The organism is Pseudomonas sp. Au-Pse12 (assembly GCF_021341665.1).
Taxonomy (GTDB): domain Bacteria; phylum Pseudomonadota; class Gammaproteobacteria; order Pseudomonadales; family Pseudomonadaceae; genus Aquipseudomonas.
On sequence record NZ_JAJTTH010000015.1, the window covers coordinates 43137 to 66511 of the forward strand.

22 protein-coding genes are annotated in these 23375 nt (G+C 64.7%); 12 read left to right on the plus strand and 10 right to left on the minus strand.

Going from position 1 to position 23375, the window contains the following annotated elements:
• The 4 genes from accB to gcbA all read right to left on the minus strand — a co-directional run bounded on the left by accB (position 1) and on the right by gcbA (position 4964).
• On the minus strand, positions 1–462 hold the full coding sequence (gene accB, locus LXM55_RS29730; protein WP_015633997.1) for an acetyl-CoA carboxylase biotin carboxyl carrier protein: 462 nt from the start codon (positions 460–462) through the stop codon (positions 1–3).
• Between the two features lie 48 nt (positions 463–510).
• Positions 511–963 carry a type II 3-dehydroquinate dehydratase gene (gene aroQ, locus LXM55_RS29735; protein WP_233323688.1) on the minus strand — a complete coding sequence of 151 codons (453 nt, stop codon included), beginning with the start codon at positions 961–963 and terminating at the stop codon, positions 511–513.
• Positions 964–1278: 315 nt separating this feature from the next.
• Entirely contained in the window at positions 1279–3240 is a 1962-nt protein-coding gene (locus tag LXM55_RS29740) for a methyl-accepting chemotaxis protein (protein ID WP_233323689.1), read from the minus strand.
• Positions 3241–3293: 53 nt separating this feature from the next.
• Entirely contained in the window at positions 3294–4964 is a 1671-nt protein-coding gene (gene gcbA / locus LXM55_RS29745) for a diguanylate cyclase GcbA (protein ID WP_233323690.1), read from the minus strand.
• 288 nt (positions 4965–5252) lie between these two features.
• Here gcbA and LXM55_RS29750 point away from each other — a divergent pair, with 288 nt between their 5' ends.
• From LXM55_RS29750 to LXM55_RS29770, 5 genes are all read left to right on the plus strand, one after another.
• Positions 5253–6320, plus strand: a complete 1068-nt coding sequence (locus LXM55_RS29750; protein WP_233323691.1) for a DUF2333 family protein — start codon at positions 5253–5255, stop codon at positions 6318–6320.
• A 3-nt stretch (positions 6321–6323) separates the two neighbouring features.
• Positions 6324–6860: an NUDIX hydrolase gene (locus LXM55_RS29755; protein WP_233323692.1), complete on the plus strand. Its 537-nt coding sequence runs from the start codon at positions 6324–6326 to the stop codon at positions 6858–6860.
• A gap of 184 nt (positions 6861–7044) precedes the next feature.
• On the plus strand, positions 7045–7416 hold the full coding sequence (locus LXM55_RS29760) for a translation initiation factor Sui1 (RefSeq protein WP_233323693.1): 372 nt from the start codon (positions 7045–7047) through the stop codon (positions 7414–7416).
• A gap of 222 nt (positions 7417–7638) precedes the next feature.
• Entirely contained in the window at positions 7639–9552 is a 1914-nt protein-coding gene (gene speA, locus LXM55_RS29765) for an arginine decarboxylase (RefSeq protein ID WP_233323694.1), read from the plus strand.
• Between the two features lie 118 nt (positions 9553–9670).
• On the plus strand, positions 9671–10546 hold the full coding sequence (locus LXM55_RS29770; RefSeq protein ID WP_233323695.1) for an alpha/beta hydrolase: 876 nt from the start codon (positions 9671–9673) through the stop codon (positions 10544–10546).
• On the opposite strand, the gene LXM55_RS29775 is transcribed toward LXM55_RS29770, so the two are convergent.
• A complete protein-coding gene (locus LXM55_RS29775) occupies positions 10540–11883 on the minus strand; it encodes an MATE family efflux transporter (RefSeq protein ID WP_233323696.1) in 1344 nt (447 codons plus the stop codon). The two genes, LXM55_RS29770 and LXM55_RS29775, sit on opposite strands and share 7 nt — an antisense overlap.
• Positions 11884–11950: 67 nt before the next feature.
• Positions 11951–12244, minus strand: a complete 294-nt coding sequence (locus LXM55_RS29780) for a hypothetical protein (protein WP_233323697.1) — start codon at positions 12242–12244, stop codon at positions 11951–11953.
• A 191-nt stretch (positions 12245–12435) separates the two neighbouring features.
• Between LXM55_RS29780 and LXM55_RS29785 the strand changes: the two genes are divergently transcribed.
• The 5 genes from LXM55_RS29785 (at position 12436) to LXM55_RS29805 (ending at position 16887) form a co-directional block, all read left to right on the plus strand.
• Entirely contained in the window at positions 12436–12741 is a 306-nt protein-coding gene (locus LXM55_RS29785) for a MazG-like family protein (protein ID WP_016967051.1), read from the plus strand.
• Entirely contained in the window at positions 12738–13487 is a 750-nt protein-coding gene (locus tag LXM55_RS29790) for a methyltransferase (RefSeq protein ID WP_233323698.1), read from the plus strand. Before LXM55_RS29785 ends, LXM55_RS29790 begins: the two co-directional genes overlap by 4 nt.
• 11 nt (positions 13488–13498) lie before the next feature.
• The gene (locus LXM55_RS29795; RefSeq protein ID WP_233323699.1) at positions 13499–14107 is read left to right on the plus strand and encodes a DUF4136 domain-containing protein; all 609 of its coding nucleotides are present in this window, start codon (positions 13499–13501) and stop codon (positions 14105–14107) included.
• 36 nt (positions 14108–14143) lie between these two features.
• Entirely contained in the window at positions 14144–14701 is a 558-nt protein-coding gene (locus LXM55_RS29800) for a DUF4136 domain-containing protein (protein ID WP_233323700.1), read from the plus strand.
• 167 nt (positions 14702–14868) lie between these two features.
• Positions 14869–16887, plus strand: a complete 2019-nt coding sequence (locus tag LXM55_RS29805; RefSeq protein WP_233323701.1) for a pilus assembly protein TadG-related protein — start codon at positions 14869–14871, stop codon at positions 16885–16887.
• Here LXM55_RS29805 and LXM55_RS29810 read toward each other — a convergent pair.
• Entirely contained in the window at positions 16872–19637 is a 2766-nt protein-coding gene (locus LXM55_RS29810; RefSeq protein ID WP_233323702.1) for an ATP-binding protein, read from the minus strand. The two genes, LXM55_RS29805 and LXM55_RS29810, sit on opposite strands and share 16 nt — an antisense overlap.
• Positions 19634–20071 (minus strand): TadE/TadG family type IV pilus assembly protein, encoded by a 438-nt coding sequence (locus LXM55_RS29815; protein WP_233323703.1) that lies wholly within the window; start codon positions 20069–20071, stop codon positions 19634–19636. Before LXM55_RS29815 ends, LXM55_RS29810 begins: the two co-directional genes overlap by 4 nt.
• Positions 20072–20144: 73 nt before the next feature.
• On the opposite strand from LXM55_RS29815, the gene LXM55_RS29820 reads away from it, so the two are divergent.
• Together LXM55_RS29820 and LXM55_RS29825 are read left to right on the plus strand one after the other, a co-directional pair.
• Positions 20145–20615 carry a prepilin peptidase gene (locus tag LXM55_RS29820; RefSeq protein WP_233323704.1) on the plus strand — a complete coding sequence of 157 codons (471 nt, stop codon included), beginning with the start codon at positions 20145–20147 and terminating at the stop codon, positions 20613–20615.
• A 125-nt stretch (positions 20616–20740) separates the two neighbouring features.
• Positions 20741–21532, plus strand: a complete 792-nt coding sequence (locus tag LXM55_RS29825; protein ID WP_233323705.1) for a response regulator — start codon at positions 20741–20743, stop codon at positions 21530–21532.
• A 63-nt stretch (positions 21533–21595) separates the two neighbouring features.
• Here LXM55_RS29825 and LXM55_RS29830 read toward each other — a convergent pair whose 3' ends face one another.
• Both LXM55_RS29830 and LXM55_RS29835 read right to left on the minus strand, forming a co-directional pair.
• Positions 21596–22480, minus strand: coding sequence for a type II secretion system F family protein (locus LXM55_RS29830; RefSeq protein ID WP_233323706.1), 885 nt, complete (start codon positions 22478–22480; stop codon positions 21596–21598).
• Between the two features lies 1 nt (position 22481).
• The gene (locus tag LXM55_RS29835) at positions 22482–23363 is read right to left on the minus strand and encodes a type II secretion system F family protein (RefSeq protein WP_233323707.1); all 882 of its coding nucleotides are present in this window, start codon (positions 23361–23363) and stop codon (positions 22482–22484) included.
• Positions 23364–23375: the final 12 nt, after the last annotated feature.

The window sequence follows — 23375 nt, forward strand, 5'->3', positions numbered from 1 at the left end:
TCAAACGATGGTGAACAGCGGTTGGTCGTACTCAACCGGCTGGCCGTCTTCGACAAGAATGGATTCGATCACACCGCTGGTTTCAGCTTCGATGTGGTTCATCATCTTCATCGCTTCGACGATGCACAGGGTGTCGCCTTTCTTCACGCTCTGGCCGACTTCAACGAAGGCTGGCGAGGTAGGCGAAGACTTGCGGTAGAACGTACCGACCATTGGCGAACGGGCCACGGTGCCGTTCAGCGCAGGTGCGGCTGGGGCGGCAGGCGCTGCGGCAGCGGCAGGAGCGGCAGCGGCCGGTGCAGCCACTGGAGCGGCAACCGGAGCCGGTGCGTAGTACTGCTGGGCTGGAGTCTTGCTGTGACGGCTGATGCGTACGGACTCTTCGCCTTCCTTGATCTCCAGCTCATCGATGCCGGACTCTTCCAGCAGTTCGATCAGTTTCTTAACTTTACGGATATCCATGAATCATCAACTCCCAAGGGTCGGTCAGGGGCGTTTATCGCTTGTCGTTCAAGCTTCTGCCTGTCGTTCAAGCTGTTCTAGGGCGGCCTCCAGGGCCAGTCGGTAACCGCTGGCGCCAAGGCCGCAGATCACTCCCACCGCAACATCGGAGAAGTAGGAGTGATGACGGAAAGCTTCGCGTTTGTGCACGTTGGACAAATGCACTTCGATGAATGGGATGCTCACCGCCAGCAGCGCGTCACGTAATGCGACGCTTGTATGCGTAAAAGCTGCTGGATTGATCAAAATGAAGTCCACGCCTTCATCGCGGGCGGCGTGGATGCGTTCGATCAATTCGTACTCGGCGTTGCTCTGCAAATACTGCAGATGGTGCCCGGCATCACGGGCCCGCTGCTCCAGATCCTGGTTGATCTGGGCCAGAGTGGTTGCACCGTAGACCCCCGGTTCACGGGTGCCAAGCAGGTTCAGGTTGGGTCCGTGAAGAACCAGTAGGGTGGCCATCGGTCGTTCCTTGTTATCGGGGGGGCTGTTGTCAGAACCCGGCGACTATGCCGGAAAGACTTTATGACTGTCCAGTTCTCGGCAATAGCCAGCACGATGACCGATGTTTGCGCAAAATATGTGACCGACTGATTAAATCCGGTCATTTGCCCGCAAGAAGGGAACACTGCAGTGGTTGGCGTCGATTTCGCCGATGTTGCGCTGATAAGGGCTGCCGGCCGCTGCGATCTTTCGCCATGATCCGTGGCGACCCCAAGAGCGGAAGGCCGGCCGGACTTGGCCCGGTCGGCAGCGACGGCGGGCGGTGGAACAGGCTCAGACGCGGAAGGCCTGCACCGCGGTATGCAGTTGGCCGCCCAGGTCCAGCAGGTTTTCGCCCTGGGCCCGGCCTTTGCCGATGCGCAGCAGGTTGTCGCCACCCAGCTGATGAATGCGTTCGCTGTGGTCGCGGATCTCGCTGACCGCGCCGCTCTGCTGGGCGGTGACGTCGGCAATTCGCACCGCGGTATCGGCAATGGTCTGGATCGCCCCGACGATTTCGTCCAGCGCACCGTCGGCCGCCTGGGCTTGGCCGGCGGTGGCCTCGGCGTGCTCGACCTGGGCGCGCATGCCTTGTACCGATTGTTGCGCGGCCGTCTGCAGGCCGGCGATCAGGGTCTGGATTTCCGCTGTGGCGCCGGCGGTACGCTGGGCCAGGGAGCGCACCTCTTCGGCGACCACGGCAAAGCCGCGGCCCATTTCCCCGGCGCGGGCGGCTTCGATGGCGGCATTGAGGGCCAGCAGGTTGGTCTGGTCGGCAATCGAGCGAATCACCGTCAGCACGCCGCCGATGGTGGCGGATTCTTGCGCCAGGTGCTCGATCATCTGCGCGTTGCCCTGGACTTCCCCTACAAGCGCATGCAGCCCGGTCAGGCTCAGGCCGATGACTTTCTGCCCCTGCTGCACCGCGAGGCCAGCACTGCGGCTGGCATCGGCAGCCTGGCTGGCATCGCCGGCGACCTGCTGGATGGTGGCTTCCAGTTCGCCCAGCGCATCGCGAATCTGCGCGGTGTCGCCGGCCTGGCGTTCGGCCCCGCTGTGCAGGCCGCTGCTGAGGTCGGCGAGGGCGCGGCTGCTACCGGCCACTTGCTCGGCGTTTTGGCGAATGGTGCCCACCAGGTCCACCAGATAGGCGCGCAGACGGTTCAGGGATTCTTCGATGGCGTGCAGTTCGTGGTTGGTCTTGCCCAGCTGGATCGGCCGGCTGAAGTCGCCTTCGGCCCAGATCGACAGCGCCGGGGCAAGGTTGGTCAGGACCCGGGCCAGCTTGCGTTGCAAGGTGTCGATCACCAGGGCAATCAGCAGGATCAGGCCGATCATCAGCCCCTGCATCACGCGCACTTCGCCCTGGATCTGCCCGTGTTGGGCGCGCACCGCCGGTTCCAGCTCGGCGATGGCCTGGCGCACGGCGGTGATCTTCAGCAGGGTGGCGGCGCTCAGGTCGGCGCGTTTCTGGATCTGTTCGCGGGTGCGCTCAAGTTCCGCCGGGTAGCGGCTGAGCAGGCTGTTGAGCTCGCGCTTGAAACCGATGCCGGCATCTTCGGCGGCGCTCTTCTGGGTATTTTCCAGGCCCATCATGGCGGCGAAATCATCGGTGCCGGATTCGCTGCTGGCGGCCACGCCTAATAAAGGCAGGGCTTCAAGCTGGTCGGCCTGGGCCCGGATGTTGTTCACCTCGCGTTCGACATCGGCGGCCAGTTCGCTGCGGCCGCTGCTCACCAGCTTGTCCCGGGCCAGGGACAATTTGCCCAGGTGTTGCGCGGCGCTAAGCAACAGCGGCAGGTAGTGGGCCGCGTTCGGGTTCTGGGCCCCGCTGGCGTATTGGCTGAGTTGTTCCAGGTTGGCGCCCAGTTCCCGCTCGGCCTGCAACAGCAGCGCCTGAGGATCGCCTGCCAGTTTGCCGGCCGCCAGCAGGTCGCTCTTGCTGAAGTCGTCGAGGCTGGCCAGGCTCGGGCGCAGGCTTTGCGCCAGCGGCGGCGGCAGTTCGCCGAGCTCGCCCTGCAGGGCTTCCAGGGCCTGGGTCGCGCCGCTCAGGCGCAGGGCATCGCCGCTGGCCAGATAGTCTTCGATGTTGCGCGCCACTTGGTTTTGAAACTGCTGGGACAGCCCCAGGTAACGCTCCATTAATAGATAGGGGCGTTCCAGGGCCCGTTGCGACCACCACAGTGTTGCCCCCAGGGCGAGGCAAACGGCAACGAGCAGCAGGGTATTGAGATTGGTCAGCAGCTTCAGGCGCATCAGGGCTCTACCAACGGCGAAAATGGTAAGCGCCTGAATTTATTGCGTTTGTATTACAAGGTTATGACCGAATCAGTGGATTCGGATGAAAAGGTGGCACTTTGACTTGATTGCCGCGCGGCCTGCACCCGGTTGCGGCCGCCGTGCTTGGCGCGGTACAGCGCTTCGTCGGCCTGGCTGGCCATCATCAAGCTGTCGGAGTCTTCCTGCATCTCCACCACTCCGGCGCTGAAGGTGCACCACAGGTCCTGGGGCTGGGCCGGGTAGTGGATCTCGGCAAAGCGCTGGCGGATTTCGTCGAGCACCTTGCAGGCGGCGTCCTGGTCGGTGTCGGGCATGACGATGGCGAATTCCTCGCCGCCGTAGCGGCCGATGAAGTCGGTCTTGCGCAGGCGCTGCTTGAGAAACAGCGCCAGGCTCTTGATCACCCGGTCGCCCATGGGGTGGCCGTGGCTGTCGTTGACCCGCTTGAAGTGGTCGATATCGAGCATGGCGAAGCTCAGCGGCTTGTTTTCGCGGCGGGCGCGGAAGCTACAGTCTTCCAGCAATTGCAGGATATGGGTGTGGTTGTACAGGCCGGTAAGGCTGTCGCGGACCATCCGCGCCTTGAGGTTGCGGGCGCGGGCCGCGCGGTTGCGCACGGTGGTGATCAGGTGCCGCGGCTTGATCGGCTTGGTCAGGAAGTCGTCACCGCCTTCGCTCATCGCGTCCAGCTGCTTGTCCAGGTCGTCCTCGGCGGACAGGTAGATGATCGGCACGCTGACGTAGCGGTCGTTGTGGCGGATCACCTTGGCCAGCTCGGTGCCGGTGCAGGCCGGCATGTACATGTCGAGGATGATCAGGTCCGGCTGGAAGTCCGCCAGCTCGGCCATGGCCTGGATCGGCTCGATCAGGGTGCGGGTGACGATGCCGGCGCTGTTGAGCAGGCGCTCGGTGTGCAACGCCTGGGCCCGGGAGTCGTCGATGATCAGCACTTTATAGGGTTCGTACTGGGCGACGCAGGTCAGCACTTCGATCTTTTCCAGCAGGCTGGAGGCTTCCAGGGTGCCGGTGAGGAACTCCTGGCCGCCGGCGCGCACGGCGGCCAGGCGGGTAGGGGTATCGGTTTCATGCAGGCTGAAGAACAGCAACGGGAGTTTCTGCTCCAGGCCGACCTGGGCCTCGGCGGCCAGGGTCAGGCCCATGCCGGCACCGCAGAAGTCGACATCGATGACGATGGCCGCTGGCAGGCGTTCGACCATGGATGAGCGAAAGGCCGCAATGCTGTCCAGGGACTGGGCGCTGAGGCCAAAGAATTCCAGCTGCTTGGCCAGGCGCTCGGCGCGGTCGTGATCCTGCAGCATCACGTAGATCGGTTTGCGCAACGGTGGCAGGAAGGTTTGTTCCAGCTGGTCGCCGTGGCGCAGGCCGGTGCGCGACAGGCGTTGCATCAGGCGGTTGAGATCGGTGATCAGGGTGCTGCTCAGGCGACCGCGGTTGGCATCCACGGCTTCCAGGGATTGGCTGATGCTGCGGGCCAGTTGCGTGTGTTCGGGCTGCTCGAAGCGTTCGGCGAACCGCAGCAGGCGCAGGTTGGCTTCGCACAGCTCCGACATGTCGGTGGTGGACCATTCGCTGCGTTGCAGACGCTGCCATATCTCAAGAATCTGACGTGCCTGATGAATTACCCGCTGGGCAAAGTGGTGCTTGAGGCGCTCACGGCTGGGGTCTTCTGGCTCGGTCATATCCTGACTACTAGTTAGGGTGCATGCTGAGATCGACTGGTGGCTCTATGCTAGCACCACTTTTGCGTCCCATGAGTGTCGTACGTCAATAATGTGCAAAGCGACGTTATTCAGTTCCTGACTGACTGGTCGCATAGGTTCTGGACTGTGCTTCATTTATAGTGACCGACTGATTCGCAATCATTGCGCGACGCGCATTTGCCGGAAGATTTAACCCGTCAAGGCAAGGCACGATGGAGTAGGGTTGTGGTCGAACCGATGAACCCAAGTGATTGAAAGGACATAGCCATGCTGGATTGGAAGAATCGCGCGGGCAGCGCGCCGGATCGTGCTGCCCAACCCAAGTCGGCGACACGCAGCTATTTCGGTGGCCTGCTGTTCAGTCGAGCCCTGGCGACCTTGCTGGGTCTGTATCTGTTGGTGACCGGTGCCCTGGGTTGGTACTGGAGCCAGGAGCCGGCGCTGTTCCCGGTCCAGCAGAACGCCCAGATCGCCGCCGAGAAGGAAGGCCGGCAAATGGTGGTGGGCTACACCACGGTGGAAACCCTCAAGACCGTGGCCGGCACCTTGCTCGACAAACCGGGTGGCTATATCTCCAACGACCGTTTTCCGCCAGGCCTGTGGATGGACAACATGCCGAGCTGGGAATACGGCGTGCTGGTCCAGGTCCGCGACCTGACTCGCGCCCTGCGCAAGGACTTCGCCCGTTCCCAGTCGCAGTCCGCCGAGGACGCCGACCTGGCCAAGGCCGAGCCGCGCTTCAACTTCGACAACAAGAGCTGGGTGCTGCCGTCCAGCGAGTCGGAATATCAGGACGGCATCAACTCCCTGAGCCGCTATCAGGCACGCCTGTCCGATCCGAACCAGAAGACCGCGCAGTTCTATGCCCGTGCCGACAACCTGAACAACTGGCTGGGTGATGTCGGCACGCGCCTGGGTTCGCTGTCCCAGCGCCTGTCGGCCAGCGTTGGCCGGGTCAAGCTCAACACCGCCCTGAAAACCGAAGTGGTCGCTCCCGGCCAGGTGCCTCAGGTCGATGAAGAGCTTGAGGAAACCCCATGGATGCAGATCGACAACGTGTTCTACGAAGCCCGTGGCCAGGCCTGGGCGCTGTCGCACCTGTTGCGGGCCATCGAGGTGGACTTCGCCGACGTGCTGGCGAAGAAGAATGCCACCGTCAGCGTGCGCCAGATCATTCGCGAGCTGGAAGCTTCCCAGGAGCCGGTCTGGAGCCCGATGATCCTCAACGGCAGCGGCTTCGGCGTGCTGGCCAACCACTCGCTGGTGATGGCCAACTACATTTCCCGGGCCAACGCGGCGGTCATCGACTTGCGTCAACTGCTCAATCAAGGCTGATCCATGGTCGCAACCGATAAAGAGGCGGCGCACCGCGCCGCCTCCGACGCTGAACAGATTGCCTGGGTCGATGGCGAAGACCAGTTGCTGGGGGCCATGGTCCGTTCCGAGCTGCGCGAGCGCGGCCTGATCGGGCGAGGCACCTACATCATGCTGTTCAATTCCGCCGGTGAGCTGTGCGTGCACCGGCGCACCTTGAGCAAAGCCATCTACCCGGGTTATTGGGACGTTGCCGCCGGCGGCATGGTCCTGGCGACTGAAAGCTATGCCGAGTCCGCCGCCCGGGAACTGGAAGAGGAGTTGGGGGTGAGCGGCGTCGAACTGACCGCTCACGATCACTTCTTTTTCGAGGACACCGGCAACCGCCTCTGGTGTTCGGCGTTCAGTGCCGTATGGGATGGCCCGCTGCGCCTGCAGCCGGAAGAAGTCCTCGAAGCACGCTTCATTCCGCTGGATCAGGTGCTCCAGGAAATCCACCAAAAGCCCTATTGCCCGGACTCGCTGGCCGCCTTGCAACGCTATCTGGCGCGACGTCGTTAAAGTTGCATAAATTGACGCTGATTGGCTCTTAGCAACCGGGCTTTTTGCCGTTACACTGCGCGACTTTTCAAGCTGAACCGGGCTACCCCGGTTCAGTAGCGCTGCCCCTGCCTGAGTGGGGCTTCGCGGTCGATGGCACCGCCATGTGCTTCGACCAGTCTTTGTCCTCCCAAGAGGATTGCCGGTGGCCAAAAAAGCCGCATCCTTCGCCGCCCTTGGTGGCCTGGTGTTTTCCACCGACGCAGGTCGACATTGCCCGGACTGTAGCCAGCCGGTGGCCGCCTGTATCTGCAAACAAACCGTGATTCCGGCCGGCGACGGCATTGCTCGCGTGCGTCGCGAAAGCAAGGGCCGTGGCGGCAAGACGGTGACCACCATCACCGGCGTGCCCCTGGCCGAAGACGCCCTCAAGGAACTGGCGACCACCTTGAAGAAACGCTGTGGCACCGGTGGCGCCCTGAAAGACGGCGTCATTGAAATCCAGGGCGACCATGTCGAGCTACTCTTGGCTGAACTGGCCAAGCACGGTTTCAAGGCGAAGAAGTCCGGCGGCTAGCAGCCTCTGTGAAAACCACCTGTGACTGGACCCTGTCTTGACTCGCTCAGGACGCCAGCGTCGTCTCCATGGTTTTCACAGAGCCTGTTCATGAACGGTTTCTAAACTCGGCACTGTGGGCGCGGTCTATTGCGCTTGCAGGCTAATCGTCATTTTCATTCTTTAGACTGCGCCAGCCCTGGAGTGGGGCGGCGCTCTATGACTTCTTTATAGGGGACTTCGATGTCCGTACGACGCACACGTAAAGACGATGGCAGCCAATGGACAGTTGCGGACAGCCGCAGTGTCTACGGAATTCGCCATTGGGGGGCCGGGTATTTCGCGATCAATGACGCCGGTCGCGTCGAAGTTCGTCCGAACGGCCCGAGCAGTTTGCCCATCGATCTGTTCGAGCAGGTCGAGGAGCTGCGCAAGAGCGGTTTGTCCCTGCCTTTGCTGGTGCGCTTCCCGGACATCCTCCAGGACCGCGTGCGCCAGCTGACCGGCGCTTTCGACGCCAACATCGGGCGCCTGGAATACCAGAGCAAGTACACCGCGCTGTACCCGATCAAGGTCAACCAGCAGGAAGCGGTGATCGAGAACATCATCGCCACCCAGAACGTCTCCATCGGCCTGGAAGCCGGTTCCAAGCCGGAGCTGCTGGCGGTCCTGGCCCTGGCGCCGAAGGGCGGCACCATCGTCTGCAACGGCTACAAGGACCGTGAGTTCATCCGCCTGGCGCTGATGGGCCAGAAGCTCGGCCACAACGTGTTCATCGTGATCGAGAAAGAATCCGAGGTGGGCCTGGTGATCGAGGAAGCCGCCTCGCTCAAGGTCAAGCCACAGGTCGGCCTGCGGGTGCGCCTGTCGTCCCTGGCATCGAGCAAGTGGGCCGACACCGGCGGTGAAAAGTCCAAGTTCGGCCTGTCGGCGGCGCAACTGCTGTCGGTGGTGGAGCGCTTCCGCGCCGCCGGCCTGGACCAGGGTATCCGCCTGCTGCACTTCCACATGGGCTCGCAGATCGCCAACCTGGCGGACTACCAGCACGGTTTCAAGGAAGCCATCCGCTACTACGGCGAACTGCGCAACCTCGGCTTGCCCGTGGATCACATCGACGTCGGTGGCGGCCTGGGCGTGGACTACGACGGCACCCACTCGCGCAACGCCAGCTCGATCAACTACGACATGGACGACTACGCCGGCGTGGTGGTGGGCATGCTCAAGGAATTCTGCGATGCGCAGAACCTGCCGCACCCGCACATCTTCTCCGAGAGCGGCCGTTCCCTGACCGCCCACCACGCCATGCTGGTGGTGCAGGTGACCGACGTCGAGAAGCACAACGACGACGTGCCGAAGATCGACAACAAGGAAGAGCTGCCGGAAACCGTGCAATGGCTGGTGGACCTGCTGGGCCCGACCGACATCGAGATGGTCACCGAAACCTACTGGCGCGCCACGCACTACATGAGTGACGTCGCTGCCCAGTATGCCGACGGCAAGCTGACCCTGGCCGAGAAAGCCCTGGCCGAGCAGTGCTACTTCGCCGTGTGCCGGCGCCTGCACAACTCGCTGAAGGCGCGCCAGCGTTCCCACCGCCAGGTGCTGGACGAACTCAACGACAAGCTGGCGGACAAGTACATCTGCAACTTCTCGGTGTTCCAGAGCCTGCCGGACACCTGGGCCATCGGCCAGGTGCTGCCGATTCTGCCGCTGCACCGTCTGGACGAAGAGCCGCTGCGTCGCGCGGTGCTGCAAGACCTGACCTGCGACTCCGACGGCAAGATCAAGCAGTACGTCGACGAGCAGAGCATCGAGACCAGCCTGCCGGTGCACGGCCTCAACGAGGGCGAGGACTACCTGCTGGGGATCTTCCTGGTGGGCGCCTACCAGGAAATCCTCGGTGACATGCACAACCTGTTCGGCGACACCGACTCGGTGAACATCTACCAGCGGGCCAACGGCAGCGTGTACCACGCCGGGATCGAGACCCACGACACCATCGAAGACATGCTGCGCTACGTGCACTTGTCGCCGGAGGAGTTGATGACTCACTACCGCGATAAAGTGGCCAGCGCCAAGATCAGCACCGCCGAGCGGACCCAGTTCCTCGACGCACTGCGCCTGGGCCTGACCCGTTCGTCCTACCTGTCGTCCTGACAGTCAGCGCGAACCGCGAAAACCCACCGCATGCGGTGGGTTTTTTTTGCCTGCGGTTCAGCCATTGCAGCTAGCCTGAACACAGTTGTCCGTGGCGGGCGACATCAGGGAGACGGCGATGAGCAATACCCCACGCAGCGTTTGGCGGCTGTTGTTCGGTGGTCTGTTGATCGGCCTGCTGGCGGCCTGCTCGCCGCTCAAGGTGCTCAATTCCCTGACGCCCGGCAGCACCTTCATCAAGACCCGGGGCATTGCCTACGGCAGTGATCCGCGGCAGAAGCTCGATATCTACCAGCCGCGGCAGGCGGTTCGGGGGGCTCCGGTGGTGGTGTTCTTCTACGGCGGCAGCTGGAACAGCGGCTCGCGCAGCGACTACGACTTTGTCGGCGAGGCGCTGGCTTCCCGCGGCATGGTGGTGGTCATCGCGGACTACCGGCTGTATCCCCAGGTGCGCTATCCGGCATTTCTCGAAGACGGGGCCCGGGCCGTGGCCTGGACTCATGAGCACATCGGCGGATTTGGCGGCGCGACCCAGCGCCTGTACCTGATGGGCCACAGTTCCGGTGCCTACAACGCGGCGATGCTGGCCCTGGACTCGCGCTGGCTGGCGCAGGTCGGGCTGAGCCCGCGGATCATCAAGGGCTGGATCGGCCTGGCCGGGCCCTATGATTTCCTGCCCATTCGCAACACCGAGGTACGGCCGGTCTTTTTCTACCCCGACTCGCCGGCGGATTCGCAACCGATCAATCATGTCAGCCAGGGAGCGCCGCCGGCGCTGCTGATAGCCGCCAATCAAGACTCGCTGGTCAACCCGCAGCGCAACACCGGCGGCCTGGCCAACAAGTTGCGGGCCGCCGGGGTGCCGGTGCAGGAGTTCTACTTTGCCCGCCCCGGCCACGCGACTCTGCTGGCCGCCTTGTCCCGGCCGTTGCGCGGGCTGGCCCCGGTGCTGGAGCGGGTCAGCGGCTTTGTCGAAGCGTCGCCGGCTCAGTGAGCGCCGGCGAACCAGCCGTCGCGTTGTTTCAGGTGCCAGGCGAAGGCGCCCAGGGTCAGGCTGCGCAGGAGCATGAACAGCAGGAAGCTCAGCCACAGGCCGTGGTTGCCCAGGCCTTGCAGGGCCCAGGCGAAGGGCAGCAGCAGGAGCACGGTCAGGAGCATGCCGTTGCGCATTTCCCGGGCCCGGGTGGCGCCGATGAACAGGCCATCGAGCAGGTAGCTCCAGACCGCGATCAAGGGCAGCACGGCGAGGTAGGGCAGGTAGGTAAAGGCGGTCTGGCGCACATCGGCGATGTCGGTCTGCATTTCGATGAACAGGTGACCACCGAGCAGGAACAGCGCGGCGAACCCCAGGCTGGCCAGCAGCGACCAGCCACCGGCCACCACCAGCGAACGGCGCAGGGCCGGGCGGTCATGGGCGCCAATGGCGTGGCCGCACAGCGCCTCCACCGCGTGGGCCAGGCCATCCAGGGCGTGGGCCGTGAGCAGCAGGCCGTTGAGCAGCAGGGCATTGGCCGCCACCGTGGCATCGCCCAGGCGCGCGCCCTGCACGGTAATCAGGAAAAACACCGATTGCAGGGCCAGGCTGCGGATGAAAATGTCGCGGTTCACCGCCAGCAGCGGGCGCCAGCTCTGCCAGCGGCGCAATGCCGCCCAGGCGATCTGCCCCGGATAGGCGCGCAGGGCCGGGCGGGTCATGGCCAGGCCGATCAGCGCGCCACTCCATTCGGCGATCACCGAGGCCCGCGCCGAACCCACCACGCCCCAGTCCAGGCCGAGGACGAACCACAGGTTGAGGGCGATGTTCAGCACGTTGGTGCTGAGCAGGATGGCCAGCGGTGCCCGGGCGTTCTGGGTGCCGAGGAACCAGCCCACCAGGGCGAAGCTGGCCAGGGCCGCGGGCAGGCCCAGCAGGCGGGTGTGGAAAAAGCTCCGGGTCATCTGGTCCAGTTCCGCCGAAGGCTGCATCAGGTGCAGGGCCGCGCCGCTCAGCGGCACGCCGATGGCCCCCAGCAGCAGCGCCAGGCCCATGGCCAGCAGCAGGCCCTGAAGCAGGATCTGGCGCAGCGCCGCACCGTCGCCGCGTCCGGCGGCCTGGGCGGCGAAACCGGTGGCGCCCATGCGCAGGAAGCCCATGGCCCAGGCGAGAAAGGTATAGAGGCTGGCGCCGACCGCCACGGCGCCCAATTGATGGGCGTGGGGCAGGTGGCCGATGACCGTGCTGTCCACCAGGGCCACCAGGGGCACGGAAATGTTCGACAGGATCATCGGCGCAGCCAGGGCCCAGACCCGGCGATGGGTGGGGCGGTGACGCCAATCGGTAATCGGGGACATGCAGGCTCCTTGCGAGAGCGGGCATTGTAGCCCCGGCGCCGGGATGCGCCGAGCGATTGCAGACGGGTCAGTGGATGATCCAGCTCAGCAGCCAGAGGCCCAGCACCAGCCAGACGATGCCGAGGATGATCGAGGCGCGCATGAAGGCGCGGATCGCCCAGTAGAGAAACATCAGGCCGATGATCAGGCCGATGATGCTGACGATCGAAGTGTCCATGCCCAGGGCCCGGGCCAGCCCATCGACGAAGTTGCCGCCGGCGTGGGTCAGGGTATTGAACAACCCGCTGAGCAGGTCGACGATGAACCGGATGACCGAACCTATGGCCTGGCCAAGCCACTCGAAGAAACTTTCTACCTGCATGTATGCGTCCTGATGAAAGAGGGGGGCGGGTGCCCGAGCTCAACCTTGGGCCATGAACGCCCGCAGCGAGTTCCCTGTTCAGCATAGAAGCTGCCAGGGCCTGCGCATTCTGTAGGAGCCGGCCGGCCGGCGAAAGCGCCCTTGCGTCCCACGGCCATCCCCCGGAAGCTATACGCCTTCAGGAGACCCCGATGAACCTAGAGCAACTGACCCAACGCCTGCACGCCATTCGTGACCGCAACGACTGGCGGCAATTTCACAGCCCGAAGAACCTGGCCATGGCCGCCAGCGTCGAAATGGCCGAACTGGTGGAAATCTTCCAGTGGCTGACCGAGGACCAGTCCCGGCAACTGCCGGCGGACAAGCTGGCCCATGCCGGCCAGGAAGTGGGCGACATCGTCCTCTATCTGCTGTTGCTGTGCAGCGAGCTGGGGCTGGACATGGACCAGGTGGTACGCAGCAAACTGGCGGACAGTGAACGGCGGTTCTGCTCATGAGCGACCGGCATTTCGACCAGCTGGCGACCCGTTTCGCCGAGAAGATCTATGGCGGCGCCAAGGGCGCGATCCGTCTCGCGGTGCTCCAGGCCGACCTCAAGGAGGCGTTGCCGGAACGGCCGCTGCGGGTACTGGATATCGGCGCCGGCCTGGGGCACATGTCCTTGTGGCTGGCTGAGCAGGGGCACCAGGTGACGCTGGCCGAACCCGCCGCGCCGATGCTCGAAGGCGCCCGCCAGCGCTTCGCCGAGGCCGGGCAGCAGGCGACCTTCATCCAGGCGCCCTGGCAGGAACTGCTGGGGCAACTGACCGAACCCTACGACTTGGTGCTCTGCCATGCGGTGCTGGAATGGCTGGCCGAGCCTCACGCGATCCTGCCGGTGCTGCACCAGTTGACCCGTGTCGATGGCTGGTTGTCCCTGGCCTTCTACAACCGCGATGCGCTGGTCTACCGCAACCTGCTCAAGGGCCACTTCCGCAAGATGCGCAAGAACGACATGGCCGGCGAAAAGCAGAGCCTGACCCCGCAACAACCGCTTGATCCTCGCGAGCTGGCGGCGCAACTTGATGGCTTGTGGCGAGTCGAAACCCAGAGCGGAGTACGGGTTTTCCACGATTACATGCCGGTGGAGTTCCAGGCTCGGGCCGAGCTGACGGACCTGCTGGAAATGGAGTTGGCTCACCGCCGACACCCAAGTTTCGCCGGGCTTGGGCGTTACCTGCATTGGTTGTGCCGGCCGGTCTAACGGAGTGAGCAATGAAACGCCGCCTGGGTCTGATCCTCCTGTGTTCGGGGCTTGCTGCCTGTCAGGGCAGCAACCCCTATGTCGCCAGTTCCAACCCGCTGCCGCCGGCTCCGCCGCAAGCGGCCAGCACCTTTGACCGCAGCGCCTACCCGGCGCCGCAACGGGATTATGGACGCTACCGCAACTGGGCCTGGCTCAATGGGCGCCTGCCCAACGGCTCGGCCTGGGCCGATTCGGCGCAGATTGCCGAGGCGGTGAGCAATGCGCTGGATCAGCAAGGGCTGCGTCCGGTTCATGACCAGCGGCCGGCGGACCTGTGGGTCAGTGCCGACCTGCACCTGGAGAAGCGCCTGCGCCAGGTCCAGGACGACTACGGCTACGGCGGTTACGGCGGCTATAACCGCTATGGCCCGGGCTACGGCATGTACGGCAGCGTGCCGGTGGTGCGCACCTACGAGGTCGAAGTGGTGGTGGTACGGGTCAATCTGTATGACGGCGCCAGTGGCCAACCGGTATGGAGCGCCAGCGCCGAAACCAGCAGCCGCGGCAGCCTCAGTGAGCGGGCCGATGCCTTGCGTGAGGCGGTGCAAAAGGCAATGGCGGCCTATCCTCCTAGTTAGGGCCACCAGTGGTTTTTCTTGAATGGGAGAAACAGCATGTTCCATCGAATCGCGTTACTGGTCGGTGCCGCCTTGCTCAGTGCCTGTGCCGCCAACCAGGTCAACCATGACTTCGACGCCAGCCGGGACTTTGGCGCCTACCGCAGCTGGAGCTGGAAAGAACCCGCCCTGCAATACCGTCCCGATGATCCGCGGATCAAGAGCGACCTGACCGAGCAGCGCATCCGCCAGGCCGTGGCCGAGCAACTGGACCAGCGTGGCCTGCGTCCGGTGCAGGGCTCAGCGCGTGCCGACCTCAAGGTCCAGGCGTACCTGATCGTCGAGGACCGCCAGCAGCAGGTCACCACCAACTATGGTGGCGGTTGGGGTGGCCCGTGGAATGGCTACTGGGGCGGGCCGATGTACAACGAGACCCGCAACATCTCCTACAAGGTGGCGACCATCCAGATCGACCTGCTGGACGGCAAGGACGGCAAGCTGGTGTGGCGCGGCAGCGACGAACAGTTGCTCAGCAGCTCGCCGAGCCCCGTGGATCGCAGCGCCGCGGTGCGTAATACGGTGATGCGCATCCTGCAGAACTACCCACCGCACTAGGGCCTTCAGCCCAGTGCTGCGCCGCTTCGACAGTGACGGCGCGCGCCTCCTGGCGCCGCCCGTCACTGTTGAGCTGGCACCTTGCCGGCGACGGCCCGGCCATTGACTACACTGCTGTGCATCGATGGAGTGCGCGCTCGGCTGCGAGCCGGTAAAGGAGTGCCCCGATGTCTCCCCTGAAGCGTTTTACCGGGCCGCGCCGCCAGCGCGGAGCCATTGGCCTGATGGCCGCGGTGACCTTGGGCTTGGCACTGTTGCTGATGGTTGTGGTGGTGGACAGCGGCCGGCTGTACATGGAACAGCGCAAGTTGCAGCGGGTCGCCGACAACGCCGCGCTGGAAGCCGTGAGCCGGGGCGGCAACTGCCAGGCCGGCCTCAGCGCCGCGGCCTATGCCGGGCAGAGCGCGACCCGCAATGGTTTTACCGTCGATGCCGGCAGTACCCTGACGACCGCCTGCGGGGCCCTGAGCACCGGGGCCAACAGCCTGCGTACCTTCAATGCCGACCCGACGCAATCGGCGGCCGTGCGGGTAGTGGCGACCCACACGGTGCCCATCAGTGTGGCGGCGGGAATCGGGGCGCTGTTCACCCCGGGGCCGATCAACCTCAACACTCAGCTCAGCGCCACCGCGGTTGCCGCCGCGCCCACCCCGCCGCAGGCGCAACTGAGCATTCGCAGCACGATAGCCACCGTCAACAGCGCCAATTCACCGCTGCTCAATGCCCTGGTGGGCGACATGCTGGGCGGCAGCCTCAACATCAGCGCCGTGGGTTGGAATGGCCTGCTCAACAGCGACATCAACCTGCTGCGCTACCTCGACCAGTTGGCCATCGATCTGGGAGTTGCCGCAGGCAACTACAGCGAGTTGCTCAACACTCAGGCCAGCCTGACCCAGCTGATCCAGACCGCCGCCACCGTGGTCCAGGCCAATGGCGCGACCGCCGATGTGCTGGCGGCCCTGGGCGCCCTGCAAGTGGCGGTGAGCAGCCAGGTACCGCAACTCAAGCTGGGGGATATCCTCAAGCTGCAGACCGGTGCGGCGAGCACCGCCCTGGACGCCAATCTGCAACTCTTTCAGTTGATGCAAGCGATGATCCAGTTGGCCAATAGCAAGAGCGCGGTGGCGGCGGTGGTGCCGGCCAACCTGCTGGGCCTGGCCAACGTGACCATCAGGGTCAAGGTCATAGAACCGCCGCAGTTCTCGGCGGTCGGCGACCCCCGGCTGGCCATCCTCGACCCGCTGGGGGCCAACCGCATCTATGTGCGCACGGCCCAGGTGCGCACCCTGGTGTCGGTCAACCTGACCGGACTGTCCGGGATCACCGGCCTGGCCAACGCCCTGCTGGGCCTGGTGGGCTCGCTGACGCCGACCCTCAACAGCGTCCTGAGCCTGAACCTGGCGGCCACCATCAACTCCGTCGGTTGCCTGCTGGGCGCCGGCTGCCAGCAAGTCGATCCCGAGGTGCTGCCCACGGCGCGCATCGACATCAACCTGGAACTGGGGGGCGCCAAGGCCTATGTCACCAACTACAGCTGCCCGACGGGCAACGCGGGCAGCAAAAGCCTCACGGTGCACAGCGAGTCGTCACTGGCCGATATCAAGGTGGGGCAGATCGATCCCAGTACCGCCTTCTCCTCGTCGGCGGAACCGGTGGTGACGCCGGTGCCGATCGTCGACCTGGGGATCTGGACCTGCCACAAGATTCTCGGCATCGGCAGTTGCGGCCCGGCGCGGACGGCGTTCGCCGCCGGCGGCATCGGGCTCAAGGTCGACAGTGCGCTGGGGCTCAGCCAGACCGGGCCCAATGTCGGGCGCGACCTGGTGTACGCCAGCAGCGCGCCGCCGTATCCCACGCCGCCCAACGTCAATCAGGCGCCGAGCTACCAGAACGCGGCACCGACCAACAATCTGGTCAACAGCCTGTCGGGCGCTATCGCCGGGATCAGCCTGGAGGTTTACCAGCCGGTCAATGCCAATCTGCTGGGTTCGGTGGTGGCGGGGGCGGGAGGCCTGATCAATGGGGTGACCAGCCTGATCATGCCGCTGATCAGCAACCTCTTGAGTCCTTTGCTCGATCCGCTGCTGAACAGCCTGCTGACGACCCTCGGCATCAACCTGATGGACGTTGAAGTGGGGGCCAATCTCACGTGCGGGCAGACTGGCCGGGCCTACCTGGTGATCTGATCCGCCTGGGCAATCGGCAGTTCGATGCAAAAGCGCGCACCGTCCGGCCCGTTGCTGACGCTCAGGCGGCCGCCCATGTTTTCCACTATGCCGTAGCTCACCGAAAGCCCGAGCCCGGTGCCGACGCCCGCCGGCTTGGTGGTGAAGAAGGGTTCGAAGATCCGTTCCAGCAGGCGCGGGTCGATACCGCCGCCATTGTCCTCGACCCACAGGCGCACCCGTTGTTCGTCGCGCTGGCCATGCACGGCAATCCACGGTTTGAAGGGTTGCCGCTGCTGCTGGCCCAGCAGCGCGTCCCTGGCATTGACCATGAGGTTGATCAGCACCTGCTCCAACTGGTCGACGAAGCCCAGCACCTGCACCTCGAACCCTAGTTCACCGATGCGCAGTTCGATCCCTTTGCCGCGCATGCCTTCGGCCAGCAGGGACAGGGTGCCCTCAATGGCCAGGGCCGGGTTGAAGGGCTGCTGCTCCACCTCCGAGCGTCGACCGAACACCCGCATGTGATCCACCACCCGGGCGGCCCGTTGCACCTGGGCGTCGATGCGATGGAGTTTGTCGGTGAGGTAGTCGACCTGGATCTCGCCGCTGCTCAGGCGCTTGAGCACATTGACGATGGCCATGCGCATCACGTTGAGCGGCTGGTTGATTTCGTGGGCCAGGCCGGTGGCCATCTCCCCCAGGGTGGCCATTTTCGCGCTTTGCATGAGCTGCTGCTGGGAGCGCCGGACTTCGGTGTTGTCACGGCCCACGGCCTGGATCTCCAGCAATTGCCCCTGCTCATCGAAGACCCCGCGATCGGACCACACCCACCAGGCGTGTTCACGCCCCGGCAACTGCAGGCAGATCTCGGCGGTGCTGAGCGCACATTCCGGGCTCAGTTGGCGGATCCGCCGCTCGAAACCTTCACGCTGTTCGGCGGACAGCCACTGCCCAAGGTTACTCCCCGGCAGTTCCTCGGCGGGGCATTCCAGGTAAGCCGCCAGGGGCCGGTTGCCGAAGGTCAGGGTCAGGTCCGGGCGGTAGCGGCAGATCATCGCCGGCGAGTCTTCCACCAGAATCCGGTAGCGTTCCTCGCTCTGGCGCATCTGCTCGGCGGCCAGGGTTGCCTCGGTGACGTCCAGCCACAGGCCGACAGCCTCCACCGGCAGCCCCAGGTCATCGCGCAGCAGCTTGGCTTCATCCATGACCCAATGGAAAGCCCCGTGGCGGTCGCGCAGGCGATAGCGGGCGTGGACGCTGCCTTCGCGCAACAACTGGCGGCAGCGCTGGAAGTACAGGTCGTGGTCCTCGGGGTGCACCCAGTCGGCCAGGCCGGCCGTGGTGCAGTCCTCCAGGCTCCAGCCCAGCAGCGGTTGCAGGCTGGCGCTGAAAAAGCTCGGTTGCAGGGCGCCTTCCAGGTAGCGCTGGACATAGATCACCGCCGGCGAGCTGGCAATCAGATTGTCCAGGCGGGCATGGGCCGCAGCCGCCTGTTGCTGCTGGTTCTTGATGTCGCTGATATCCAGCATGAAGCCCACGAGCCGCTGTTGTTCCCCGCGTCCCAGGGACTGGCCCTGCAGGCGGTACCAGCGTGGCGGCAGGTCCGGATCGGGCTCGGGCAGGCGCACGCAGAGCAGCAGTGGCTTGCCGAGTGTCAGGGCGTGCAGGCGGCTGGTGAGTTCACTGCGGTCGGCGGGGTGAATCAGCTCCAGCCAGTCCTGGACCGGCAGCCTGCTGCGCGAGCCGGGCAACTGCAGGCTGGCGGCCAGTTGACTGGCCAGCTGGATTTCGGCGGTCGCCGGGCACAGTTCCCACCAGCCGGCACCCAGCAAGCCTTGCAGGGCCTCCAGGCGCTCCAGGTGCAGGTGGTAGCGCTGTTCGCGCAGGCGGCTGAGCAGGGGCTCGGCCAGGGCGGCGGTGAGCATCAGCCAGTCGCGCTCCAGCAGGTTCGGTGCCTGCTGTTGCACGGCGTAGCAGCCGAACAGCAACCAGGCGGCAACGCCATGGTCGTCCCGATAGGGCACCAGGAAACCTTCGCGATGCCCGAAGATCCCCTGCAGCCGCGGGTGCTCATTCAGGCCCTGGGTGTGATTCAGGTGCAGCGGTGTGTTGCCGCTCAGGCTGTCCAGGCCGTTGCCCAGGGCCTGGCCGTCCTGCCACAGCCGGGGCGCGTCGTGGGCGCTGTAGCCGCTGTGCAGCACCCAGCTCTGTTCCTCGTCGTCGAGCAAGGCCAGGCCCAGGCAGGGGATGTGCCAGTAGCGGGCCAGGTCGGCGAGCTGGTCGTGCAGCACGTCCGGCAGGCGGCTCAGGTGGCACAGGCGGATCTGCTCGTTGATCTGCGCGGCAAAGATCTGGCATTGCTCCCGGCTCAGGGCCTGCTGGCGCTGTTGGACCAGGTCGCCGATGTCCAGCAGTTGCAGCAGCCACTGCGCGCCCCAGCTCTGGACCCAGCCACGCAGGTGCAAGGTCTTGCCGCCCAGCCCGCGCAGGTCCAGATCCAGCACTTGCCCGCTCCAGTCGGCGGGCTGCCCCTCCAGCGCCAGGGCGCTGCCGGGCAGGGTGTAGTCCAGCAGATGGTGAGGCTGGGGCGAGGGGGGCAGCTGTGCCAGCGCATGGCGCAACGGTCCGCTGCTGGTAAGGATCCGGCCCTTGGGGTCCAGCACCAGTTGCAGGCCGGCTGCCTGGGTGGGCACCTGGGCCTGGAGTTCGTCGGCGGGCAGCGGCTGACGGCCCAGCAAGCGCCCGAACAGCTTGTCGCCGGAGTTCAAAATTGCAGGCTCGAGATGGCGGTCAGGGTCGTGGGCAGGTTGGGGACCGGGCCGACCACCGGCAGCACCAACTGGGGCAGCACCTGGGTCAGCTTCCAGGTGGGGTAGTCGATCCGCACGGTGAGCACGCCGTTGGTGTACACCGCGCTGTAGTCGGTGGCGGCGAAGTTGAAGAGGGGGGGAATCCACAGGGTCTGGTTCAGCACCACGCTGTTGGCCAGGTTCTGCACCGTGGTGGTGTAGTTGGCGCTGTTGGGGTCGACCGCCACGGCCCGGCGCACGGCCTCGGCGGTGGCCTGGTTGAAGGACTGCATCATCAACAGCGGCAGGCTGTAGCTGACCAGGCCGTAAAACACCGCGAAGAAGATCACGAACACCGCCGCGAACTCGATCGCTGCGGCGCCTTTCTGCTTGCTGGGGAGGCCTGGCTTCATGAGTGCGTCTACCCTGACAACCACTATGTTCATTGAGCATAGGATCAATCCGGTAAAAGGAACTTTTTAGCCGATGCATTTCTGGGTTTTGTGGATCTGGTTGGCACTCTGCGCGTTGCAGGATCTGCGTCAACGGCATATTGCCAACACCTTGACGCTGGGCGCCGCGCTGTTGGCGGCCGGCTACCTGCTGTGGACCGGCAGCACCTGGCTGGGCGCTGCGGCTGCGCAGGGCGGCTGGGCCTTGTTGCTGGCCCTGCTGTTCACCCTGCCGGGGTATGCCATGGGGCGGATGGGGGCGGGGGACGTCAAGTTGATGGCCGCCCTGGGCCTGGCCTCCGATCCCGAGCACCTGCTGGGGGCGTTTATTGGCGCCGGGCTCTGCAGCCTGCTGTGGCTGCTGATCGTTCCCAGGCTCTGGGCCGTGCCAAAACAAGGGCTTGAACCACAAGGGGAGAGACCCGCCACGGGCCTGTCAAAAAAATACCCATTCGCCCCCTTTGTCCTGGCTGGAATGGTCTTAACTGTGAGCGTGATCCACTAGTCGCCGCGCCGATTAATGCTATGTACATAGTCGGAAAGTAGGTCTAGGTTTTACATCGTGGCTGCCCGGGCCCTGCGGGCAGGACAGGAGTGACCAATCGGCGATTGGCTCGCACGGAGTAGCACGTGAACAAACTCACCTCCCAGATGAAAGTGCTCGTGGTTGATGATCAGCCGCTGATTGTCGAAGAGTTGTGCGAGTTTCTTGAAAGCAGCGGCTACCGTTGTGTTCCTTGCGAATCCGGCCGCCAGGCGGTGGAGTGCTTCAACAGGGACCCGGACATTTCCCTGGTGCTCTGCGACCTGCACATGCCCGATATGGACGGCATCCAACTGGTGCAGGAGTTGCAGCGCCTTGCCGGCAAGCAGCGGGTATTCGAGGCCATCATGCTCACCGGGCAGTCCGACAAGCAGGACGTGATCAAGGCCATGCGTGCCGGCATCGCCGATTACTACCAGAAACCCATCGACCTGGATGAGCTCCTCGAAGGCCTGCAACGTCAGGAAGTCGCCTTGCAGGAACGGCAGAAGAACCTGCACCTGGGGCATTTGAACCAGAAGCTGCAGTTCCTTTCCGAATCCATCGACGACCTGTACCAGGATCTGGACAAGGTCCGGCGCACGCCAGCCGCCAGCCGCACCGAGCCATCGCTGGGCGACGGCAGTGGCGACGCGGACCCGATCGAGATGCCGGCCATCTTCAACCAGCTGTCGCCACGACAGCTGGATGTGGCGCGACTGGTAGGCAAGGGCCAGACCAACTACCAGATCGCCTGTGAACTGGGCATCACCGAAAACACCGTCAAGCTCTACGTTTCCCAGGTTCTGCGGCTGACCCACATGCACAACCGCACGCAACTGGCCCTGGCCCTGTCGCCGAGCACCTCGGGATTGCGCCAGCGAGTCACCGCCCACTGAGCCCGTCGGCATTCCGGCGCCGAGCCCCGCGTCGCCGGCGGCGCATTTCCTCCCCCTCCTGTTTCAGTAGGCGAAGGCCCGGGCAATGGCGGTGAAGCCTGGCCCGGCCAGCACGATCAACAGCGCGGGGAACAGAAACAGCATCATCACCACCGACATCTTGGCCGACATTTTCGAGATGTATTCCTGCAAGCGGGTCAGGCGCCGGTCGTCCAGCAATTGCTTGAGGGCCTGCAGGGATTTCATCGCCCCGCCGCCCTGCAGGATCAGTTGCTGGAGGATCACGCAGGTGTCGGTGAACTCGTCCACCGCCAGCAGGGTCGCGGTCTGATTGAGTTCCTGGCCCAGCTCCAGGCCTGAATCCACCCGCGCCAGGATCAGGCGCAGCTCATGGGTCAGTTCCGGCAGCAGTTTCCCGGCCTCGTTGCTCAGGACCCGCAACGCTTGCTCCACCGCCATGCCCGATTCGAACAGGATGCGCAGCAAGGGAATGAAGGTGGAGATCTCCAGGGCGATATGTTTCTGCCGGCGTTGAGCGGCGTAGGCCAGGGCGCGCTTGGGCAGCAGGTAGCCGGCGCCGGCGGCGAGCGTGGGCGTCAGCCAGTGGCTCTGGATGTGGGGAAACACCACCTCCTGGATGAAGATCACCAGGCACACCGCCAGCACCGGGGTGCCGATCTGGCAGGCCGCGAACAGCGAGCGCTGCGTGGAGCGGCGCCAGCCCAGGCGATTGAGCAGGGTCTGGGTTTCGCTGTCCATGTTCACCGCACGCTGGCCGAAGCGGCTGTCGCCCAGCAGTCGCAGCCAACTGCCCAGGCGGCTGTCGCGAGTCATGTTGCCCTGCAGCCGCTGGGCAATCTGGCGCTCGCGCCGACGTTGCGTGAGCAGGCCATTGCTGAGCAGCAGCAAGGCCCCGAGAAACAACAGCGCAGCTGCCAGCAGAAGCATTTCAGATACTCCTCAACATGCGCCACAGGGCCAGGCACCCGAAGATCTGCAGGCACACCGCGGTGATCAGCATGGCCTGGCCGGAAGGGTCGTGCCACATGCCCAGCATGTAGCCCGGGTTGGTGAGCATGAAGTAGCTCACCAGCAGCAGCGGCAGGCTGCCCAGGACCCAGGCCGTCATGCGGGTTTCCCCGGTCATTGCGCGCAGCTGCCGGGCCCCTTGCTCGCGTTCACGGATCAGCTTGATCAGGTTTTCCAGCAACTCGCTGGCATTGCCGCCGTACCGGTGATTGACCTTCAGGCCCAGGGCGAACATGCGCAGTTCATCCTGGTCGTAGAACTCGGCAAAATCATTGACCGCGTCCGGCAGGTTGACCCCCAGTTGCACGTTGCGCTGGATGCGTCCCATGGCTTGTTTCAGTGGGTCGTTGCTGGCCTCGATGGCCCCCAGCACGGCATCCGCCAGGGTGCGTCCGGATTTCAGGCTGCGCACGCTGTGATCCAGCAGCGCGGGCAGTTGTTCGATCATGCGCTTGAGCCGGCGCTGGTACAGCCAGGCAATCGACACGCGCAGCAACAGCGGCGGCACGAGCACCCCGGCCAGCAGGCCAAGCCAGTCCTCCAGCAGGTAGCCCAGCAGTGCCAGTACCGCCCACACCGCCAGCCACAGGCCCAGGCGGTCATTGGGCTGGCCCAGGCCGGCGCGGGCGAAGGCCTGCTCCAGGCCGGTCCATGAACGGCGTTGCGGGCTGAGCTCGGGTTGCCCCTGGGCCAAGCGGTTGAGCACGCGCTCGCGTTCGGTCTTGCGCACGCCGTGGTAGAACACCCAGCCGGAAAGCCCCAGCAGAAGCAGGCAGATCAAGGTCAGCAGCAAACCGATCATGGGCCACCTCGC

Coding starts and splice junctions, on each gene's coding strand:
- accB (WP_015633997.1), bottom strand. CDS start 462: ATGGATATCCGTAAAGTTAAGAAACTGATCGAACTGCTGGAAGAGTCC.
- LXM55_RS29800 (WP_233323700.1), top strand. CDS start 14,144: ATGTTCCATCGAATCGCGTTACTGGTCGGTGCCGCCTTGCTCAGTGCC.
- LXM55_RS29815 (WP_233323703.1), bottom strand. CDS start 20,071: ATGAAGCCAGGCCTCCCCAGCAAGCAGAAAGGCGCCGCAGCGATCGAG.
- LXM55_RS29805 (WP_233323701.1), top strand. CDS start 14,869: ATGTCTCCCCTGAAGCGTTTTACCGGGCCGCGCCGCCAGCGCGGAGCC.
- aroQ (WP_233323688.1), bottom strand. CDS start 963: ATGGCCACCCTACTGGTTCTTCACGGACCCAACCTGAACCTGCTTGGC.
- LXM55_RS29835 (WP_233323707.1), bottom strand. CDS start 23,363: ATGATCGGTTTGCTGCTGACCTTGATCTGCCTGCTTCTGCTGGGGCTT.
- LXM55_RS29795 (WP_233323699.1), top strand. CDS start 13,499: ATGAAACGCCGCCTGGGTCTGATCCTCCTGTGTTCGGGGCTTGCTGCC.
- LXM55_RS29820 (WP_233323704.1), top strand. CDS start 20,145: ATGCATTTCTGGGTTTTGTGGATCTGGTTGGCACTCTGCGCGTTGCAG.
- LXM55_RS29775 (WP_233323696.1), bottom strand. CDS start 11,883: ATGTCCCCGATTACCGATTGGCGTCACCGCCCCACCCATCGCCGGGTC.
- LXM55_RS29755 (WP_233323692.1), top strand. CDS start 6,324: ATGGTCGCAACCGATAAAGAGGCGGCGCACCGCGCCGCCTCCGACGCT.
- speA (WP_233323694.1), top strand. CDS start 7,639: ATGTCCGTACGACGCACACGTAAAGACGATGGCAGCCAATGGACAGTT.
- LXM55_RS29790 (WP_233323698.1), top strand. CDS start 12,738: ATGAGCGACCGGCATTTCGACCAGCTGGCGACCCGTTTCGCCGAGAAG.
- LXM55_RS29780 (WP_233323697.1), bottom strand. CDS start 12,244: ATGCAGGTAGAAAGTTTCTTCGAGTGGCTTGGCCAGGCCATAGGTTCG.
- gcbA (WP_233323690.1), bottom strand. CDS start 4,964: ATGACCGAGCCAGAAGACCCCAGCCGTGAGCGCCTCAAGCACCACTTT.
- LXM55_RS29830 (WP_233323706.1), bottom strand. CDS start 22,480: ATGCTTCTGCTGGCAGCTGCGCTGTTGTTTCTCGGGGCCTTGCTGCTG.
- LXM55_RS29770 (WP_233323695.1), top strand. CDS start 9,671: ATGAGCAATACCCCACGCAGCGTTTGGCGGCTGTTGTTCGGTGGTCTG.
- LXM55_RS29785 (WP_016967051.1), top strand. CDS start 12,436: ATGAACCTAGAGCAACTGACCCAACGCCTGCACGCCATTCGTGACCGC.
- LXM55_RS29750 (WP_233323691.1), top strand. CDS start 5,253: ATGCTGGATTGGAAGAATCGCGCGGGCAGCGCGCCGGATCGTGCTGCC.
- LXM55_RS29740 (WP_233323689.1), bottom strand. CDS start 3,240: ATGCGCCTGAAGCTGCTGACCAATCTCAATACCCTGCTGCTCGTTGCC.